Below are 18802 nucleotides of genomic sequence, written 5' to 3' on the forward strand. Positions count from 1 at the left end.
GCCTTATTTGACAGTTGTAAACAACTAAAAAGGGCAGAACAAAGCAACAATGTCCCTTAGTCCCACCCTTTAAATAAACTATTTTGATTTAATATAATTTGTACCATTAGCTTTAGGGCCAGAAGCTTTCCCTAAGAAGATTACCAAGACTAAAATGGTTAATACATATGGTGCTGCTTGCAAGTAAACATCTGGAATTGAAGAGATGATTGGCAATTTTGAACCCGCGATACTGATATTTTGCGCAAAGCCAAAGAATAAAGCTGCCCCCATCGCACCAAGTGGATTCCATTTACCAAAAATCATTGCCGCCATGGAAATGAACCCTTGACCAGCAATTGTAGTTACCGCAAAACGGCCGGAAATAGATTGTGCAAAAACAGCACCACCCATACCACCAAGAAAACCAGAAATTAATACGCCAGAATAACGCATAAGATAGACGTTAATCCCTAATGTATCTGCCGCTTGGGGATGTTCCCCGACTGAACGCAGACGCAGGCCAAATTTTGTTTTAAAGATAATAAACCAAGCTAAAACCGCAATTAAAATCGCCACATAAGCTGGTAAAAAAGTATCTTTAAAGAAAATTGGTCCAATGACTGGAATATCTTTTAAGACAGGAAAACTAAAGTAACCTAACGTGCCATCAATGTTATCTGTTTGTCCTTTACCATAAATAGCTTTAACTAAAAAGACAGCTAAAGCAGGCGCCATTAAGTTCATAACCGTACCAGAAATGATATGATCAGCCCGAAAGTTAATTGTTGCTACTGCATGTAAAAGTGCAAAGATAACTCCGGCTAAACCGCCCACTAAAATACCTAACCAAGGTGTCATCGCACCTAATTGATCATACATCTCCAAGTTGAACACGATGGAGGTAAAGGCCCCCATTACCATGATTCCTTCTAATCCCACGTTAACAATCCCGCTACGCTCTGAGAAAACACCACCCAAAGCTGTCAAGATTAAAGGCGCTGAATAAATCAAGGTTTGGGTTAAAATTGAGGCAATCAAATCAATACTCATTAGATTTTCCCTCCTTCTTCATCTTGATCACTTGGATTAGCTTCCACTTCTTCTACTACCGCAACTTCTTTTTTAGTACCAAAGAATTTTGCCAATACAAAACGGATCACAAAACTAATTCCGACAAAGAAAATAATAATCGCAATATTCACATCGACTAATTCAGATGGAATACCTGCTACCTGCATCCCTTGGCCGCCAAGTTTTAAAATACTAAACAATAGCGCCGACAATAAAATTCCGACTGAACTACCACTCCCTAATAACGAAACGGCCATTCCATCAAACCCGATGGACAGTGATGTTCCTTGGATAAAGAAGTTTTGGAAGGTTCCTAAGCCTTGAACGACACCACCAAGACCTGCTAAAAAGCCTGAGATTACCATCGAGATAATGATCGTGCGCTTACTACTCATCCCCGCGTATTCTGAAGCGAAGGGATTTAACCCAACTGAACGAATTTCATAGCCCAATGTTGTTTTCTTCATTAAAAAGTAAACGAGAACTAGGAAAATCAAAGCCAGAAAGATCCCCATGTTTAAACGGGAGTGATTGGAAATTTCCGTCAAAAAGTTAGTCCGTAATGAACCGTTTGCTCCAATCATTTTGGTGACCCCTTTATTGCTCATCAACTTTTCGTCCATCACATTATTGACGATATGTGTACTGGTATATAACAAAATGTAGTTCATCATAATCGTTACAATAACTTCACTTGTACCAAACAACGCTCGCAATACCCCTGGAATTGCAGCTGCCACTGCCCCAGAAAACGCACCGGCAAGAATCGCTAAAGGTAAAACAACAATTTTTGGCGCATCTGGCATGGCTAAAGCGACCCAAATACTAGCCACCCAGCCACAAAGGGCTTGACCGGAAAGACCGATATTGAAAAAGCCAGCCGAATTTGCCACTGAAAAACCAAGTGCGGTAAAAATTAACGGTCCTGCCGTCACAAAAATTTCACCGATATTCCGCGGATTAATGGCACCGGTTTGGGGATTTAAAAAGGCCGTTTTAATCATTTGACTATAACCGGCCATTGGACTAAAACCAAAAGCTGCCATAATGATGCCGCCAATTACAAAACCAAGTAATACAGCGATAATCGGCACCAACATATTTCGAATTTTTTCGGAACGATTATTCAACTGCCTCACCTACTTCCTCAGTTTGCGCTTGTTTGTTTTCTTTAATTAATTCAGCCCGTGCTTCTTCTAAGGAATACCCTGCCATTAATAAACCAAGTTCTTTTTCACTAGTTTCTTTAGGATTAACTTCTCCGACAATTTCACCAGCATGCAACACAACAATCCGGTCTGAAACATTCAAAATTTCTTCTAATTCAAAACTAACCAATAAGACAGCTTTAAATTTATCCCGTTGTTCAATTAAACGTTTGTGGATAAATTCAATCGCGCCTACGTCTAATCCACGCGTCGGATTGGCAACAATTAGTAAATCCGGATCGCGATCTACTTCTCGTGCGATAATTGCTTTTTGTTGATTCCCACCAGATAATGCTTTAGCAGGCACCAATTCATTTGTGGTCCGCACATCGTATTCTTTAATTAAGTCCCGGGCTTTTTCGTTAATTTCACTATAATTTAAAAAACCATTTTTGCTTAACGGTTCTTGATAATACGTTTGTAATGCCATATTTTCAGCTAATGTCATCTCTAAGACAAGCCCATATTTATGCCGGTCTTCCGGTACATGGCCGACCCCTTTTTCCACGATTTGCCGTGGTTTTTTATTGGTAATATCATCGCCATCTAAAAAGACTTTACCACTTTCGACTTTCCGCAATCCCGTTAGTGCTTGAATCAGTTCAGACTGACCATTGCCGTCAATTCCGGCAATCCCTAAAACTTCTCCTGCCCGCACTTGTAAGCTTAAATTTTTCACCGCTTCTAAACCATGGCTTTCTTTTACAACTAGATTTTCAACTGACAAAATAACTTCTTGCGGATTGGCATCTTTTTTCGGTGTTTTAAACGAAACAGCACGTCCTACCATCATATCGGCTAATTCTTGACTGGTCACATCTTTAACTGCCACCGTGCCAATTCCTTTACCACGTCTAATGACGGTACATTGATCGGCAACTTTTTTGATTTCATCCAATTTGTGAGTAATTAAAATAATGGATTTGCCTTCTTTAACTAACCCATGCATGATAGCAATTAATTCATCAATTTCTTGAGGCGTTAAAACGGCCGTTGGTTCGTCAAAAATCAACACTTCGGCACCACGATACAAAGTTTTTAAAATTTCTACCCGTTGTTGCATCCCGACTGAAATATCCCGCACATAGGCATCCGGATCAACAGCTAAACCATATTGTTCAGAAACCCGCATGATTTCTTCCCGTGCTTTTTTCCGATCAATGACGCCGCCTTTTGTCGGTTCACTGCCTAATACGATATTTTCAGTTACAGTAAAAGCATCCACTAACATAAAGTGTTGATGCACCATACCGATACCTAACTTATTGGCAGCAGTTGGGCTCGTGATATTCACTTTTTGCCCTTTCATAAAAATATCGCCAGAAGTAGGCTCTAATAATCCGGACAAAACATTCATCAAGGTTGACTTACCGGCACCATTTTCTCCTAAGAGAGCGTGAATTTCTCCTGGTTTGACCCGTAGATTGATATCGTCATTGGCTTTGAAATCGCCAAAAGCTTTGGTGATATGTCGCATCTCAATGACATATTTCTCTTCTTGTGCCAAATTTTTTCACATCCTTACTTTTTGTCTTGCGCAACTTGTAAAATGAAATACGTTATCTATAAATGCAAAAATTTTTGCGGCATTCCCGCCAGGAAATTGCTTTCCTTAAAACTAAGTTTGGCTTACTTTACCGTTTTTTGCGCGTAAATTTAAGCCAGTCAAACTCACTATTAAAGAAATCAATTGAAAAATCAGGTCTTGCCCGTCAAACAGACAAGACCTGAAAAATTAATTATTTAACATCTTTTGGTGTTTCAGGAACTTCAACTTTACCGTCAGCAACTTCAGTTTTCACTTCGTCAATTGCTTTTTTAGCATCGTCTGATAAGAAACCTTCTGTTAAATCAACACCGCCGTCTTTAAGACCATATACTAAGTGTTCGCCACCAGGGAATTTGTCTTCTAAAGCACGGTTAGAAATATCTTGTACTGCTGCACCAACACCTTTAAGCGTAGAAGCCAGTGTACAATTGTCTTCTTTACCATCGGCAGTTTCAAATTTACCTTCTGCTTCTTGGTCGCTATCTACACCGATAACCCAAACTTTGTTGTCTTTTAATTCTGCTTCAGTTGATTTTTTGTTTAATTCTTTTGCTTCAGAAAAGACACCGGCACCAGTACCACCAGAAGCGTGGAAAATTACGTCTACGCCATCACGGTACATTGCTGCTGCTAAAGCTTTCCCTTTAGCGGCATCGTTAAATGAAGCTGCATATTCGTTTTCAATTGTAATTTCTTTGTTTAATTTTTTCGCTGCATCTTTAACACCTTGTGTGAAACCAGCATCGAAGCGGTCGATTACGGCACCTTCTTCACCACCGATAAAACCAACTTTATTAGTTTTTGTTGTATAAGCTGCTGCGTAACCTGCTAAATAAGAAGCTTCATTATCTTTAAAAGTTGCAGAAGCGACGTTGTTTTTGCCATCGATAACGCTGTCGATGATAACAAAATTAGTATCAGGATTTTGATCTGCTGCTTGGCTGATTGCATCTGTTAATAAATAACCTACACCAAAGACAGTTTTAAAACCATTTGAAACAGCATTGTCAATGTTTGTTGTGTATTGTGACGCATCATTTGATTGGAAGTAGTTAAAACCGCCCACACCTTTTTCCAACTTGTGTTCTTTACCCCAAGCTTGTAAACCTTCCCAAGCAGATTGGTTGAAAGAACGGTCATCAATCCCGCCAATATCTGTTACGATTGCTGCACTGTGTTTTGGATCTTTGCCTTCATCTGAACCGCCACCTGTGCTATCAGTGCTGTTGCTACCGCCGCTACCGCAGGCACCCAACAACATGATTGATGCTAACGCAACTGTTGCCAGACCAAATAATTTTGCTTTTTTCATTTCTGTAAAGCCCCCTAAAAGTAAGTTTTTTTCAACAGCCCGAATGACTGAATGAACATAGTTAGCGACTAGTCAAAACTAGTCAAAATCTTTGTCAGTAAAAGAATATGGTAATAATTCTCCTACTGTCATCTCTTTTGTTACACCGTTTTTACCCACTAATGTAACAGGCATATCCGGCGGGCAAAATTCTGCCATCACTTGGCGACAAGCGCCACATGGTGAAATGGGTTCTGGCGTATTTCCAGCTACCACTAAATGACTAAATTCTCTTTCGCCTTCAGAAACTGCTTTAAAAAAAGCGGTCCGCTCGGCGCAATTGGCTAGCCCATAAGAAGCATTTTCAATATTTAGCCCTTGATAAACTTTGCCTTGTTTTGTGACTAAACAAGCCCCCACAGGAAAATGAGAATAAGGCACATAGGCTTTTGTTAGCGCATCTGTAGCCACTTCAATCCATTCTTCTTTTGCTTTCATTTTTTCACCTGACCTTAATTATAGATCTCAGATTGCATATTAATTGCGTTTAATAGCCGCCACCTTGTGCACCAGTTACAATCGCAATACTAGCAGAAGTACCTAAGCGGTTAGCACCAGCTTCCACCATTGCCATTGCTTCTTGTTCGTTGTGGATGCCACCAGATGCTTTCACACCCATTTCAGGTCCTACAGTTTGACGCATTAAACGAACATCTTCTACCGTTGCCCCACCAGTTGAAAAACCAGTAGATGTCTTAACAAAATCCGCTCCCGCAGCTTTGGCTAGCTCACAAGCTTTGACAATTTCTTCATTCGTTAACAGCGCCGTTTCAATAATTACTTTGACTAACGCTTTATCTTTAGCAGCATGAACCACTGCTTCAATATCTTGTTGTACTTTTTTGTATTGGGCAGATTTTAACGCACCAACATTAATGACCATATCAACTTCATCAGCACCATTATGAATCGCATCTGTTGTTTCATAGGCTTTCACTTCAGATGTATTTGCACCTAAAGGAAACCCAATTACGGTACAAACCGCTGTTGGTTCACCTTTTAATTGTTCCGCTGCAAAACTTACCCACGTTGGATTGATGCAGACAGAATAAAAATGATATTTTTTTGCTTCTTCAATAATTCGCAATACGTCTTCTTGTGTCGCGTCTGCTTTTAAAATAGTGTGGTCAATCATGCGATTTAATTCCATTTTGGACAACTCCTAAATATTTAGTTTGTAAATTTTTTTATCCTTTACAAAACCCAATTTTTTAAAAAACTTTCATCATACTTATTTTACCATGTATTCAGCTAATCAAAAAATGATTCCTGTAAAGACACTTATTCAGTAATAATGTCATGAATAAGTGGTGGTTCACTACCGTTTTCACCAATGGTAATATTGTTATAAAGCAATTCTTTAACATTTGTGACATCTTCTGTGTTGCTGTAAATTGTCAGTAACGATTCACCTTTTGCTACTTTGTCACCAACTTTTTTATGCAGTTTTAACCCGACTGCATAGTCAATTTCATCTTCTTTGGTTTTTCTTCCCGCCCCTAAAAGCATGGCGGCAATACCAATTTCATTGGCAACAAGTTGGGTCACTACCCCGCTTTTTTTAGCCGGTAAAGCAATCTCATATTGAGCGGTTAGTAAACGTTGGGGCGCATCAACTATTGTTTCGTCGCCACCTTGATTTTTAATCATCTCTTTGAATTTTGCTAATGCCTTACCAGAAGATAGGGCTTCTGCTAACATTTTCCGCGCCTCTTCTAATGTTTGCGCTTGTTTGGCTAACACTACCATTTGGCTTCCTAAGGCATAACACATTTCGACTAAATCTTCAGGGCCATTACCTTGTAGCGTTTCAATTGCTTCCACTACTTCTAAACTATTACCAATGGCTTCACCTAAAGGTTGGGACATATCAGAAACTACTGCCATTACTTGGCGATTGGCTAATTTCCCAATTCGTACCATCGTATGAGCAAGGCGGCGGGCATCTTTAATGTCTTTCATAAAGGCGCCATCTCCTGTAGTTACATCTAAGACGATAGCATCTGCACCGGCCGCAATTTTTTTACTCATAATGGAGCTAGCTATTAATGGAATCGAGCTTACTGTCGCCGTCACATCTCGCAGGGCATAAAGTTTTTTATCCGCAGGGGCTAAATCACCTGATTGGCCAATCACCGCTACTTTACTTTCATTTACAACCCGAATAAATTCTTCATCCGTAAGTTCAATTTTAAAACCAGGAATTGCTTCTAATTTATCCAATGTGCCACCAGTAAAACCAAGACCACGACCAGACATTTTAGCGACTGGAACCCCGACACTTGCCACAAGGGGAGCTAAAACCAAAGTCGTCGTGTCTCCCACACCACCAGTAGAATGTTTATCGACTTTTATACCGTCAATAGAAGACAAATCAATCACTTCACCAGAATGCGCCATCGCTAAGGTTAAGTTCGTAATCTCCTCATCTGTCATATCGGTAAAATAAATTGCCATTAATAAGGCACTCATTTGATAATCAGGAATTGTACCTTTAGTGTATTCCGTAATAATAAAGTCAATTTCTTCTTTAGATAACAATTGACCATCACGCTTCTTTTCGATCAAATCGACCATTCGCATGCTTTTTCCTCCTCAAGTCCAGTGTCATTATACAACAATTTTTCGATTGGTAAACCACTTTAGTAAAACAGTTTACCTAATAAACTCCATCGCGCTAAAGCGCTTACAGGAGCAATATACTGTATTAATTCTCGCTTGTCAAGGTCCTCACACTCTCACGAATAATTAATTTAGTATCAAATACTTTATTCGGAATTCGACGTTCTGGAAACTCAATTGCATCGACTAAAAACTTCGCGGCATAAAAACCAATATCAAAAGCTGGCTGTAAGACCGTTGTCAGTGGAGGTGTGACGTATTCTGTTAAATTCAAACCATCAAAACCAATCACAGAAATATCTTCTGGTACTTTTTTACCTAACTCGTAAATAGCTTGGTAACACCCAATCGCCATGGAATCGTTGCTACAAAAAATAGCCGTTAACTCTTTTTGCCGTAGTAATTCTTTAGCCGCCTGATACCCACCAGCTACTGTCAATTCATTTTCCACCACGTAACGACTTTTATAAGCAATTCCGTGATCTTTTAGACAGTGACGGTAACCATTAAAACGTTCTTGGAGTTGATAATAACCCGTACTTTCCTTTAACATACCAATATTTTTATGTCCTCGTGAGATTAAATGATTAATCGCCTGGTAAGCACCTTCATAATCTTTCACAATTAAACGACCACTATTACGCTGATTAATCCCACGGTCGATTAAAATCGTTGGCATATTGTTATAAATCGGACTCCCCAACTCATAGCCACTTGCTAGTAAATGCGGTGTCGCCAATAAAACACCATCGACAGAACGATGACTCAATTCCTCCAGATAAGTAATCTCTTTTTCCTGACTTTGCTGGGAGTTACAAAGAATAATCATATAGCCGAGTGGATTAACATAGCGTTCTGCGCCTTCCACCACTTTTGAAAAGAAAAAGTCGGTCACATCTGGAATAATCATTCCAATCGTTTTGGAACGCCGATTAATTAAGTTTGAGGCAAAAAAATCGGGTTTATAATGGTATTTATTCACAATATCCCAAACTCTTTGTCGTGTTTCACTACTAAAACGTGTTCCTTTGTTATTTAAGATTTGCGAAACCGTCGTCACCGAAACGCCCGCCATCTCTGCTATTTGCTTAATTGTCAACTTCATTTTTATCCCCCCACACGCAATAGTGTACCAAAATCTACTTTAAAAAAATAGGGAGTTAAAAGAGGATGTAAGAAATTACAAGCGCTATTTCATTTCTAAAATACATTCATGCATCAAAGATCTTCCCCCCTTTTTCCATCAAAAAAATCTCCTCCACCAAATCGGCAGAAGAGATTTTTAACGAATGATTAAGCGGTGTGGGATCGTCAGTTGAGCATTTTTTTCTTCATAAAAAAGTTGGAAGGCCGCTTTGCCACATTGTTTTAATTGATGATCAACAGTCGAAAATTGCAACAATTGGCTGACTAACAAATTCTCCCGACCAATTACAAAAGGCTTTTGCTCGGGCGGGTATTGAGCTAAAATCATCGCTGCCACTTCATCCCCATTAGTAATAATCCCGTCTACTTGGCGCTTTTGGAAAAATTCCGCGGCTTGAAGACCATCTTCAGCATGAATACAGTCCCAGAAAATATCCGCTTCATCAAAAGCAGGAAAATACTTTTTGCTTTGGGCAATCGTTAAAATTGAGTTGCCACTTAGCCGTTTACTACGCCCTAAAGTTAGGCCTAAACGCTTTATACCTTGCTTTTTTAAATATAGAATACTGGCTTTTAACGAAGCGGCCAGATCAATGGCGACAAAACGGACTTCTTTTAAATCCGATGCTTCACAAAACACAATATTATTTTTCGCTAAATAAGGTAAAAAAACATCCATATGATTGGCTCGCGTGGTGACAATTAGACCGTCAAAACTTTTAGCGGCTAATTCTTCCAGATAACTTTTTTCCAATTTTTCGTCATAATTTGTCGGTAATAATGTAATTTTATATTGGTGGGCAAAAGCGGCTTTCATAATTCCCTTTAATAACTGATTATAAAAAGGGTGATCGACAAAAGGCACGATAACTCCCACGTTTTTCGTAATGCCTTTGCTCAAATTTTGCGCCGTTCGATTAGGCTTATAATCTAGGGCGTTCATGACTTCCAAAACTTTTTGTCTTTTTTCTTCTGCCACATAAGGATGATTGTTAATCACCCGCGAAATGGTCGTCACCGAATACCCCGTCATTTTTGCAATATCTCGAATATTTGCCACTTTTCCCACCTCTAATTTATCTTACTTAGACAGCTACTGGTAATTGTTGATAAAGATAGTCTATCACAGCTAGGCCTGCTTCATAAACTTGGCAACTCATTTCTCCTTTGCCAAAAGAAAAGCGACGACCGCCATAATATTCATCAAAAACCTGCCAATCTAGTTTACAAATATCTTCTGCTAAAAGCACTTTTGATTGCAAGCCGCTAACATCAGTTAATATAATTTTTCCTGCTTTAATCTCCACTTGCACATAATAAAGTTGCGTAATGCCATTTTGAGTTAATTTCACATAAGTAAACATAAACCTTCCTCCTATTTCCGTTTCAGATTGCCGGTTAAAAAGCGCTTTTTTAACTACATTCAAAGCATAATCTATGAAACTCGTTTCAGAGCAAGGAAAAAAACTCACTTTTTATCAGAAAAACTGAATGAACGTGGTTAGCTCTTAAGTAATAAGCCATAATCTTGATAAATTGTTTGGCAAAATTCTTAAATTTCCGGCTGATTAACGCAGAGAATTCGTTCATGCTGCTAGATCAATAGAAAAGCTAAACAAATGCGTTTAACTCTTTAGCATTCAGGCAAAATGATACGAAATTCGAGGGGCAATTTCGTATCATTTCGTCTGAATATCCCTAAGATTTCGTTTGCAAAACTAGATCAATATATATCCCGCCTTACAAAAAAACGCCAGCCCCTCATTAAGTTTGCGAGAAGCTGACGATTTTTCATTAATCTTCTTTGATGCTTTGTAAAATATAGTAGCCTTTATCTTTGGTTAAAATTGTGCAGTTGCCAAAAACTTCTTTCATTTTTTTCTCGGCGCTCGGTGCACCTTGTTTTTTCTGAATGACCACAGTTAGCGTTCCACCTTCTGTTAAAAGCGGATAGGCGTCACTTAAAATCGTGTGGACGACTTTTTTACCTGCGCGAATCGGCGGATTACTTAAAATTGCCGCATAAGCTGTCTCGTTCACAGTTTCGTAAATGTTGCTTTCATGAATTACCACATTTTCAATCTGGTTGCGCCCAGCATTGCGTTTTGCTAAGTCGATGGCACGTTGATTGACATCGATCATTTCTACAAAGCGCTCAGTAGTTGCGGCCAATGTTAAACCGATTGGTCCATAGCCACAACCAACGTCTAAAAGTGGCCCTTTAGGCAAATCCGTAGCCGAAAAAGTTTCAATTAAAACTCTTGAACCATAGTCGATTGTATTGCGGGAAAAAACACCACTATCTGTTACAAAATGAAATTTATGTCCTTTTAATTCAAAATCAAATTCAGTAAAGTCGTGGGCCGCATGGGGTTGGTTGGTATAATAATGATCACTCATAATTTCATCCTAATAATTTATTTTTAATATCACGAGCAATTAAAGCTCCTAATAAATGATACCCAAATTTAGAAGGATGTAAACCATCACTTTGTAAAAATTCTTCTGGCTCTGGGTAAACTGACATGTGATGATACATATCAATGTAATTGACCCCTGTTTCTTGTGCAATATCTTTTGCCATTGCAATGTATTTTAGTAGTGTTTCTTTATCGCCAATGGTGCGAATTGTAAAATCAACCCAACTCGGTCCTACCAAAATAACTTTTTCAACTGGGAAAGAAGCAATCATTTTCTTTAAGTTTTCGCCATAGCCCTGGATATTTTGACCATCATTTAAAGCGTCATTAATCCCCACATTTAGCGCGATAAAATCAGGATTTTCTGCCACCGCTTTAGGTAATTGTTCTAACGCTGTAGTCGTTGAAGCTCCTCTTTCACCTAAATTTACGACTGTATAATCAGGAAAACCCATGCCAGTTAAAGTTTCTAAAACATATTCATTTAACAAATTCGTTACTTCACCTTCAAAAAAACCAGCTGCGATGCTATCGCCCATGATGACAATTTTTTTCATCTTCCTCGCTCCTTTTTTAATTTTCGCACATACTCTGTCTCTTTTTGTTAGACTCTTCCTCTTTATACTAGCAGAAAGGTTGGTAAACTGCATTTATTTGTGTTTTCACTAATAAAGCGGACTGTTTTGTGTTAAAATGTTCGCGAAGTCTGCCAATCAGGTAGTCCACCATTATTTTGTCAGTATCTTTTATTACGCATTAATTAATGGTAGCAAAGCAACCTAAAGGAGTCGCTTATGGAGGAAAAAATCAATTACTACAAAATCTCGCGCCAAGAATGGCAAGGATTTTACAATAGTAAGAATATGCCACTAACCCAAGAAGAATTAGATGGCATTAAAAGTTTAAATGATCGCTTATCCATGCAAGATGTGGAAGATGTTTATATTCCGTTGTGCCATTTGATTCACCTTTATATGAAAGAAGCGGAATCTTTAAATTTAAGTAAAGGTCTTTTTTTACATCGCTATGTCAAAACACCGCCTTTTATTATTGGAATCGCCGGTTCGGTTGCTGTAGGAAAATCAACGACTGCCCGCTTAGTCCAAACCTTGCTGTCTCGCCTGTTTCCAAGACGCAACGTCCAATTGATAACTACAGACGGTTTTTTATACCCTAATGCTACACTCCAAGAAAAAGGCATCATGGATCGCAAAGGTTTTCCTGAAAGCTATGATATGGAGCGATTAATTCAATTTTTAAATGAAGTCAAGTCAGGCAAAAAAGAGATTAAAGTGCCGGTTTACTCCCATAGTGTTTATGATATTGTGCCCGATCAATTTGAATTAATTGAACAACCAGATATTTTAATCGTTGAAGGAATCAATACTTTACAACTGCCACAAAATCAACAAATTTACGTCAGCGACTTTTTTGACTTTTCTCTTTTTGTGGATGCAAACCCAGAATTAATTGAACAATGGTATCTGGAACGCTTTGAACAATTACTCGACACCGCCTTTTTAGATCCAACCAATTATTACTATCAGTTTGCTATTGGAGACCGCAAAAAAGCGCTTGCTATGGCTGAAAACGTGTGGCAAAATGTGAATTTGAAAAATTTAGAGGAGTACATCTTGCCTACTAGAAGCAGAGCAGATATAATTCTCCATAAAACAAACCATCATTTAATTGATGAAATCTATTTGCGAAAATATTGATTTTATTTTCATGCCTGTTAAACTGCTTGTAAGAAGCTTACTTCTTTACAATAAATAATCTAAAGAATCGAGGGATTTAACTGTGACACATGTTGACCACCTACCCACAGTCGAAAAGATTATCGTTTTAGACTATGGTAGCCAGTACAACCAATTGATTACACGCCGCATCCGTGAGTTTGGTGTCTTTTCTGAATTGATGAGCCACAAAATCACTGCAGAAGAAGTCAAAGCCATTAATCCAAAGGGAATTATTCTTTCTGGCGGACCAAATAGCGTTTATGATGAAGGCGCCTTTGGCATTGATGAAGAGATTTTGAAGTTAGGAATCCCAGTTTTAGGTATTTGTTACGGCATGCAGCTAATCACTTATAAATTAGGTGGTAAAGTTGAGCCCGCATTAAACAAAGAATATGGTAAAGCCGAATTAGAAGTAACCGCAGACGACGCGGAGCTTTTTGCTGGCACACCGAAAAAACAAACCGTTTGGATGAGCCACGGTGACTTGGTAACCCAAACACCAAGTGGTTTTGAAGTTGTTGCAACAAGTAAAGATTGCCCAATTGCTTCCATCCAAAATAAAGCAGACAAAATTTACGGTATCCAATTCCATGCTGAAGTTCGTCATTCAGAACACGGCAATGAATTATTAAGACACTTTGCAATGGACGTTTGTCAATGTAAAGGCGACTGGTCAATGGATAACTTTATTGACATGCAAATTGCTGAAATTCGCAAAACTGTTGGCGACAAAAAAGTTTTACTTGGCCTATCAGGCGGGGTAGATTCTTCTGTTGTTGGGGTTTTATTACAAAAAGCCATCGGCGACCAATTAACCTGTATTTTTGTAGACCACGGCTTGTTGCGTAAAGATGAAGGCAAACAAGTCATGGAAAGTCTTGGCGGCAAATTTGGTTTAAACATTATTAAAGTAGATGCCAAAGATCGTTTCTTAGACAAATTAAAAGGTGTCTCTGATCCTGAGCAAAAACGCAAAATCATCGGGAATGAATTCGTCTACGTCTTTGACGATGAAGCAACTAAACTTGCCGGTAAAGAAGGCATTTCCTTCTTAGCCCAAGGCACACTTTACACTGACGTAATCGAATCTGGAACTGAAACTGCCCAAACCATTAAGTCTCACCATAATGTTGGTGGTCTTCCTGAAGATATGCAGTTCAAATTAATTGAACCATTAAACACTTTATTTAAAGATGAAGTGCGGGAATTAGGAACACAGCTAGGCATGCCCGATGCTATCGTTTGGCGCCAACCATTCCCAGGCCCAGGTCTTGGTATTCGTGTCTTAGGTGAATTAACCGAAGAAAAATTAGAAATCGTCCGTGAGTCAGATGCCATTTTACGAGAAGAAATCGCTGCAGCCGGTCTTGATCGAGACATCTGGCAATACTTCACTGTATTACCTGGCATCCGCTCTGTCGGTGTTATGGGTGATGGCAGAACTTATGATTACACAGTCGGTATCCGTGCAGTAACATCAATCGATGGAATGACAGCCGATTTTGCCCGTATCCCTTGGGATGTATTGCAAAAAATTTCTGTCCGCATCGTTAACGAAGTAGATCACGTTAACCGCATCGTGTACGATATTACCTCTAAGCCACCTGCAACTGTGGAGTGGGAATAAAGAGCCAACAGAATATGGAAGGGGAATCCCGATAAATCAACATTCTTCAATAGCTAAAAGACTTGATTTTCATTAAAAATAAGATGGTTCCCTACCATTTTCCCTACCAAAAAACCCTTGTCAGATTAACGGCTGACAAGGGCTTTTTCTTTTGTTCACTACTTTTTAGAGCTAATTAGCTCAACTTTTTTTCAAGCAACTGAAAATACTTTAATAGTTGTTCCTAACATACTTCAACACTTTCCCCCACTAAGTAGAGCTTCATTTTCGAAGTAAAAAGAAGCTCATGTTGCAAATACTTGTCATCATAGGCGGTGATTTCATCTTCTGCAACGCTCCCGTAGCCGTCATCTGTAACAAAATCATCCGTATTAGCAAATTTGTACTGTAAGCAATCATACCGAAAAGAAAATTTCTGTATATTTTTCCATTTAATAATATAGTCAATATTTTCATAAAGATTACGTAAATACAGATTGACTTCTATTACTAGATTTGCTAATTCTTCTACTTCTATCTTTACTAATCGATAGTCATGAAGAGAATTATCTTTTAGAAAATGATATGAAGTACCCAAACGTTTAGATAATTGTTCTAAATTTTTATAATAACCTTCGATATCCCAGTGTTCATCATTAACAAAATATTCCATTTATAGGTATTCTCCTTATCTAAATGAATACTAAGAAAAACGCGCCCCAACTAGCTATTGCAGAAGCAGCAAAAATTGCAAAGCCAACTACAGCAATAAATATTCCAATTGCAATTACAATATCAGCCGTTTTCTTCATATTTAATTTTCGAGCTTTAATTTTCGAACGAGCTGCATTCATACTTTTTAAATCTTTTTGAGCCTTTTTATAATCATTTAGCCCTTTAACCTTTTTTTGAATATCTTTAGGTACTCCTCCTCTTGTCATATTTGTTCCGTGAGAATTGGATCCATCAACGTTTTCAGTAACATCTTTATTTCCTTTTTTCACATGTACATGTGGTTTTGTGTCATTACTCCCATGCGGTCTATCTACCCTTACCTTGTAGCCTTTTCCTAAATCATGCCACTGTCCATAACCACGTGTCAACGCTTCATTTTCTTCTGGAGTCCAATATGATTCAGAAATATCTACATCATAATTTTCTAACATTTTTTGTAGCTTAATTACTTCTTTATCTTGTTCATCCGGGTTAGCTATGCTTGCAACTAACTCTGCCTGATTAAGTAATTCCCTGGCAGCATCATTTTCTAAGTTTGATGCAAATACTTGAGATGGATAAATCAATAACAAAAAAAACGTTGAAAATAGAATCATTTTTTTCTTCATAACAAATCAACTCTCCTCTTTAAATAGAATACATTAAACAAGCTTTTCTAACTTTTTTCACTAGCTCCTTTCGTAATTTATATTTTTATATTATTACTGAATTTTCTTTTAACCTAGCAACTATTAATTTACACTCAGCAACTAATTTATATAGCAACCAACAGTTGCTAGGTTGCATCCACTAGTTGCTATAAAAGAAACTCCTTTCCGTGTATGTTAACTACATGGAAAGGAGTTCTTTTAATGAAAAAAATAATTTTATTCGCATTCGTTATTATTTCTAGTTTTGTGAGTTGTTCTATAAGTTTTGCTAGCGAAATTACTTCTTCAAAAAACAAAGTAGAAATATCTTACGACTTAATTCAAAATGGAGATCAATATTTTAATATCCCCACCGAAGAAGGGATAATTGAAATATCTATCGAAGAGATTTCAGATTACTCCACTAACTTACTACGAACCATTAAATCTGGTACTTACCTAATCAAATATTCTTCTCCAGATGCTTGGAAAGCCAGCTTTAAAACAAAGATTAGCTCTGGCAAAATGACCTCTGTATTTTCAGGTAATGCAATTCCTACTACCGGAACTATCTCTCAAAAAAATTTACGATTAATCAATTCAAAAGAAAGTCGCTATTCTTTTATTTGGACAAAAGGATACGTTAATAATTCAGATGGCATTAAAGCAATAATTTCTGGAAATAGCCTCAAAGTATCTGGATTCTAATTTATTCTACTAATTCAACAGAACTATCCCCATAGTGAAAAATCCAAGAATTTGCCAATAAAAAGCTATTATATATGCTTAAAAGACAGCAGCAGATACAAATAAATTTCAGTAACTTATGAAATCTATCTGTTGTTGTTATTTTTTTATACAATATCAAAGGGATAATAATTCCTAAAGGCGGTATAGCACAAGAAACTATTGCCAATATCATAAGTAATAGACTATCATCCCTTTTCATTTCTTTATGCGGTTCTGTTCTAGACTCTATCTTACTATCCTCAATACAGATCGTATCATTACTATTGTCTACGTTGCGATTTCTGTTTCGTTCATCTTCCTTAAGCAACTCATCAATCGAAACATTATAGATTTCACTCAATAGAACTAAATTATCTAAGTCTGGATACCCTTTACCAGTTTCCCATTTTGAAATAGACTGACGGGTAATATTGAGTTTAGTTGCAACTTCCCCCTGAGATAGCCCTATCCGTTGTCGGTTCAGCCTCAATTGATCACCTAGCGACATACCATCAACCCCTAATTTAAATTAAGTTTACTTTTCAAACCAATCCTCAAGCTGATCATCACTAATTTTATTGGACAGATTAATTAGCCCCGGTCTTAATGTCTGAATTGTTTCCACCAACTCTTCGCCACCAAACAATCCTGTAAATGTTCTATCTGTCAATTCTTTAGACAAATGATTAAGTAACTGAATGGTCTGCTGATTGTCAGAAAGTATATTGATCAATTTCCCAATCAAATATTTATCTTCAAATTTACTATTTGCAAAAAAATCAAATTTCGCAACCTCTTCTTTTACTACTTTTATCATATCATCTTTTTTTCATAGTTAAATTCGCCGGCTACATTCATGTATTCGATGATACCACTCGTAATAATGGTGACTGCCTCATCTTTCTTCTGTTTAGATAATTCGTCGGCAATCGGTAAATTTTTTATCTGATCACGTACCATTTTTTGAAGTTCTTCTTTAATGACTTCTTGTTGCAGTTCATAAAAATAATCATCCATAAACTCCTCACATGGATAACCAACTTCATTTTCCCATGCCGGATTTTTAAATTCCCCAGTGTAAAACTCTTCTTTAATTTCTTTCACAACTTCTGGATGTTCTTGCACAATCCTATTCTGCCCTTTTAACTGCAAATAGTCCGCAATATATTCATCAATATCACCAAAGTAAAACCAGCCTACCGGTTTCCCACTAATACTAGATAATTGATTAATGACACTTTCAGGAGCTAGCGCATAGCCTTGAACATAGGAACTGATTGTTGGTTTCTTTATCCCCAAGCGATTTCCTAACTCTGTAAAGGACAGATTCATACTCTCTTTGATTTCTTTGATTCGTTGTCCTACCTTCACTTTATCAGGTTGTAATAAGCCAAACATAGATTACTTCCTCCTTGTCATTTTCCCTATTATATCACTCGTATAAAATTTCGTATATATTTTTTTGCTAAATCTCTTGACTTCGTATAAATAAACGTATAAAATACAAATCGTAGATGGCCATCTATATTTTTTTAACCCAATCGTATAAATTATCGTATATCAAAAAAGGAGGGCTATTATGCCAATTAAAATCAATGATCTCACTTTACCAAAAGAAAAACTCGAAAAAGAATATCAAGTTGTCAATGTTACTCGCTGGCAAAAAGACGGAGAAATTCTAGGTTGGAGTTACGAATGTATCCTACCAAAACTCCGCTACGAGAAAATCAGTGTCAAAGTCAAATCTGAATATCCTGTGATTACTCCGGAAGAACTTACCCAACAAGGTTTAGCCATGGTTACATTTGCCAATTTAGTGATTGCACCTTGGGGTCGCTCTAACGGTCAATTTGTCAGCTATGGTTTATCAGCCACGGCAGATGCGGCAACTTTGATTCCGAAAAAACAAGGTCCCACTGCGCAAGACTAATTTTCCTATGGGTTTGTTGGGTGGTTAGGACGAAACGGCGGGGCAGCGCCATAGAGCCGCTTCTGTCCGTTAAGACCGCCCAATA

Annotated in this window: 19 protein-coding genes and 1 pseudogene; 4 read left to right on the forward strand and 16 right to left on the reverse strand. The window is 37.8% G+C overall.

Translation table 11 applies throughout. The features are described from left to right. Positions 1-78 precede the first annotated feature (78 nt). The 12 genes from IGI65_RS01385 to IGI65_RS01440 form a co-directional block, all read right to left on the reverse strand. Positions 79-1032: an ABC transporter permease gene (locus IGI65_RS01385; RefSeq protein WP_438772997.1), complete on the reverse strand. Its 954-nt coding sequence runs from the start codon at positions 1030-1032 to the stop codon at positions 79-81. Further along, positions 1032-2183 carry an ABC transporter permease gene (locus IGI65_RS01390; protein ID WP_438772998.1) on the reverse strand — a complete coding sequence of 384 codons (1152 nt, stop codon included), beginning with the start codon at positions 2181-2183 and terminating at the stop codon, positions 1032-1034. Before IGI65_RS01390 ends, IGI65_RS01385 begins: the two co-directional genes overlap by 1 nt. Then, positions 2176-3738, reverse strand: a complete 1563-nt coding sequence (locus IGI65_RS01395; protein ID WP_438774399.1) for an ABC transporter ATP-binding protein — start codon at positions 3736-3738, stop codon at positions 2176-2178. The genes IGI65_RS01390 and IGI65_RS01395 overlap by 8 nt, the downstream gene beginning before the upstream one ends. A gap of 262 nt (positions 3739-4000) precedes the next feature. Further along, positions 4001-5122, reverse strand: a complete 1122-nt coding sequence (locus IGI65_RS01400) for a BMP family lipoprotein (protein WP_412257404.1) — start codon at positions 5120-5122, stop codon at positions 4001-4003. 78 nt (positions 5123-5200) lie between these two features. Further along, a complete protein-coding gene (locus IGI65_RS01405; RefSeq protein ID WP_095006480.1) occupies positions 5201-5599 on the reverse strand; it encodes a cytidine deaminase in 399 nt (132 codons plus the stop codon). Between the two features lie 49 nt (positions 5600-5648). Next, positions 5649-6311 (reverse strand): deoxyribose-phosphate aldolase, encoded by a 663-nt coding sequence (gene deoC / locus IGI65_RS01410; RefSeq protein WP_071864057.1) that lies wholly within the window; start codon positions 6309-6311, stop codon positions 5649-5651. Between the two features lie 131 nt (positions 6312-6442). Next, positions 6443-7744, reverse strand: a complete 1302-nt coding sequence (locus tag IGI65_RS01415; protein ID WP_438772999.1) for a pyrimidine-nucleoside phosphorylase — start codon at positions 7742-7744, stop codon at positions 6443-6445. A gap of 124 nt (positions 7745-7868) precedes the next feature. Beyond that, positions 7869-8888, reverse strand: a complete 1020-nt coding sequence (locus IGI65_RS01420; protein ID WP_071864059.1) for a LacI family DNA-binding transcriptional regulator — start codon at positions 8886-8888, stop codon at positions 7869-7871. 177 nt (positions 8889-9065) lie between these two features. Beyond that, the gene (locus tag IGI65_RS01425) at positions 9066-9989 is read right to left on the reverse strand and encodes a LacI family DNA-binding transcriptional regulator (protein WP_438773000.1); all 924 of its coding nucleotides are present in this window, start codon (positions 9987-9989) and stop codon (positions 9066-9068) included. 25 nt (positions 9990-10014) lie between these two features. Further along, positions 10015-10293, reverse strand: a complete 279-nt coding sequence (locus IGI65_RS01430; protein WP_438773001.1) for a hypothetical protein — start codon at positions 10291-10293, stop codon at positions 10015-10017. Between the two features lie 430 nt (positions 10294-10723). Further along, on the reverse strand, positions 10724-11329 hold the full coding sequence (locus IGI65_RS01435) for a class I SAM-dependent methyltransferase (protein WP_438773002.1): 606 nt from the start codon (positions 11327-11329) through the stop codon (positions 10724-10726). A 4-nt stretch (positions 11330-11333) separates the two neighbouring features. Beyond that, a complete protein-coding gene (locus tag IGI65_RS01440; protein WP_438773003.1) occupies positions 11334-11906 on the reverse strand; it encodes an SGNH/GDSL hydrolase family protein in 573 nt (190 codons plus the stop codon). 237 nt (positions 11907-12143) lie between these two features. Between IGI65_RS01440 and coaA the strand changes: the two genes are divergently transcribed. Together coaA and guaA are read left to right on the forward strand one after the other, a co-directional pair. Next, positions 12144-13067 carry a type I pantothenate kinase gene (coaA, locus tag IGI65_RS01445; RefSeq protein WP_438773004.1) on the forward strand — a complete coding sequence of 308 codons (924 nt, stop codon included), beginning with the start codon at positions 12144-12146 and terminating at the stop codon, positions 13065-13067. A gap of 82 nt (positions 13068-13149) precedes the next feature. Next, a complete protein-coding gene (guaA, locus tag IGI65_RS01450; protein ID WP_438773005.1) occupies positions 13150-14715 on the forward strand; it encodes a glutamine-hydrolyzing GMP synthase in 1566 nt (521 codons plus the stop codon). A 223-nt stretch (positions 14716-14938) separates the two neighbouring features. Here the strand turns inward: guaA and IGI65_RS01455 are convergent, their stop codons facing one another. Continuing rightward, on the reverse strand, positions 14939-15367 hold the full coding sequence (locus IGI65_RS01455; RefSeq protein ID WP_438773006.1) for a hypothetical protein: 429 nt from the start codon (positions 15365-15367) through the stop codon (positions 14939-14941). Between the two features lie 19 nt (positions 15368-15386). Beyond that, complete coding sequence (locus IGI65_RS01460; RefSeq protein WP_438773007.1) at positions 15387-16037, reverse strand: hypothetical protein; 651 nt, start codon at positions 16035-16037, stop codon at positions 15387-15389. A 243-nt stretch (positions 16038-16280) separates the two neighbouring features. On the opposite strand from IGI65_RS01460, the gene IGI65_RS01465 reads away from it, so the two are divergent. Continuing rightward, complete coding sequence (locus IGI65_RS01465; RefSeq protein ID WP_438773008.1) at positions 16281-16766, forward strand: DUF5626 family protein; 486 nt, start codon at positions 16281-16283, stop codon at positions 16764-16766. 1 nt (position 16767) lies between these two features. Here the strand turns inward: IGI65_RS01465 and IGI65_RS01470 are convergent, their stop codons facing one another. Further along, positions 16768-17295, reverse strand: coding sequence for a helix-turn-helix domain-containing protein (locus tag IGI65_RS01470; protein WP_161999956.1), 528 nt, complete (start codon positions 17293-17295; stop codon positions 16768-16770). A gap of 27 nt (positions 17296-17322) precedes the next feature. Next, positions 17323-18185 (reverse strand): annotated as a pseudogene (locus tag IGI65_RS01475) (helix-turn-helix domain-containing protein). A gap of 181 nt (positions 18186-18366) precedes the next feature. Between IGI65_RS01475 and IGI65_RS01480 the strand changes: the two are divergent. Further along, the gene (locus IGI65_RS01480) at positions 18367-18717 is read left to right on the forward strand and encodes a hypothetical protein (protein ID WP_424684367.1); all 351 of its coding nucleotides are present in this window, start codon (positions 18367-18369) and stop codon (positions 18715-18717) included. Positions 18718-18802: the final 85 nt, after the last annotated feature.

Source organism: Enterococcus sp. DIV0755b (assembly GCF_051713765.1).
In the GTDB taxonomy this organism is placed as follows: Bacteria; Bacillota; Bacilli; order Lactobacillales; family Enterococcaceae; genus Enterococcus_C; species Enterococcus_C canintestini.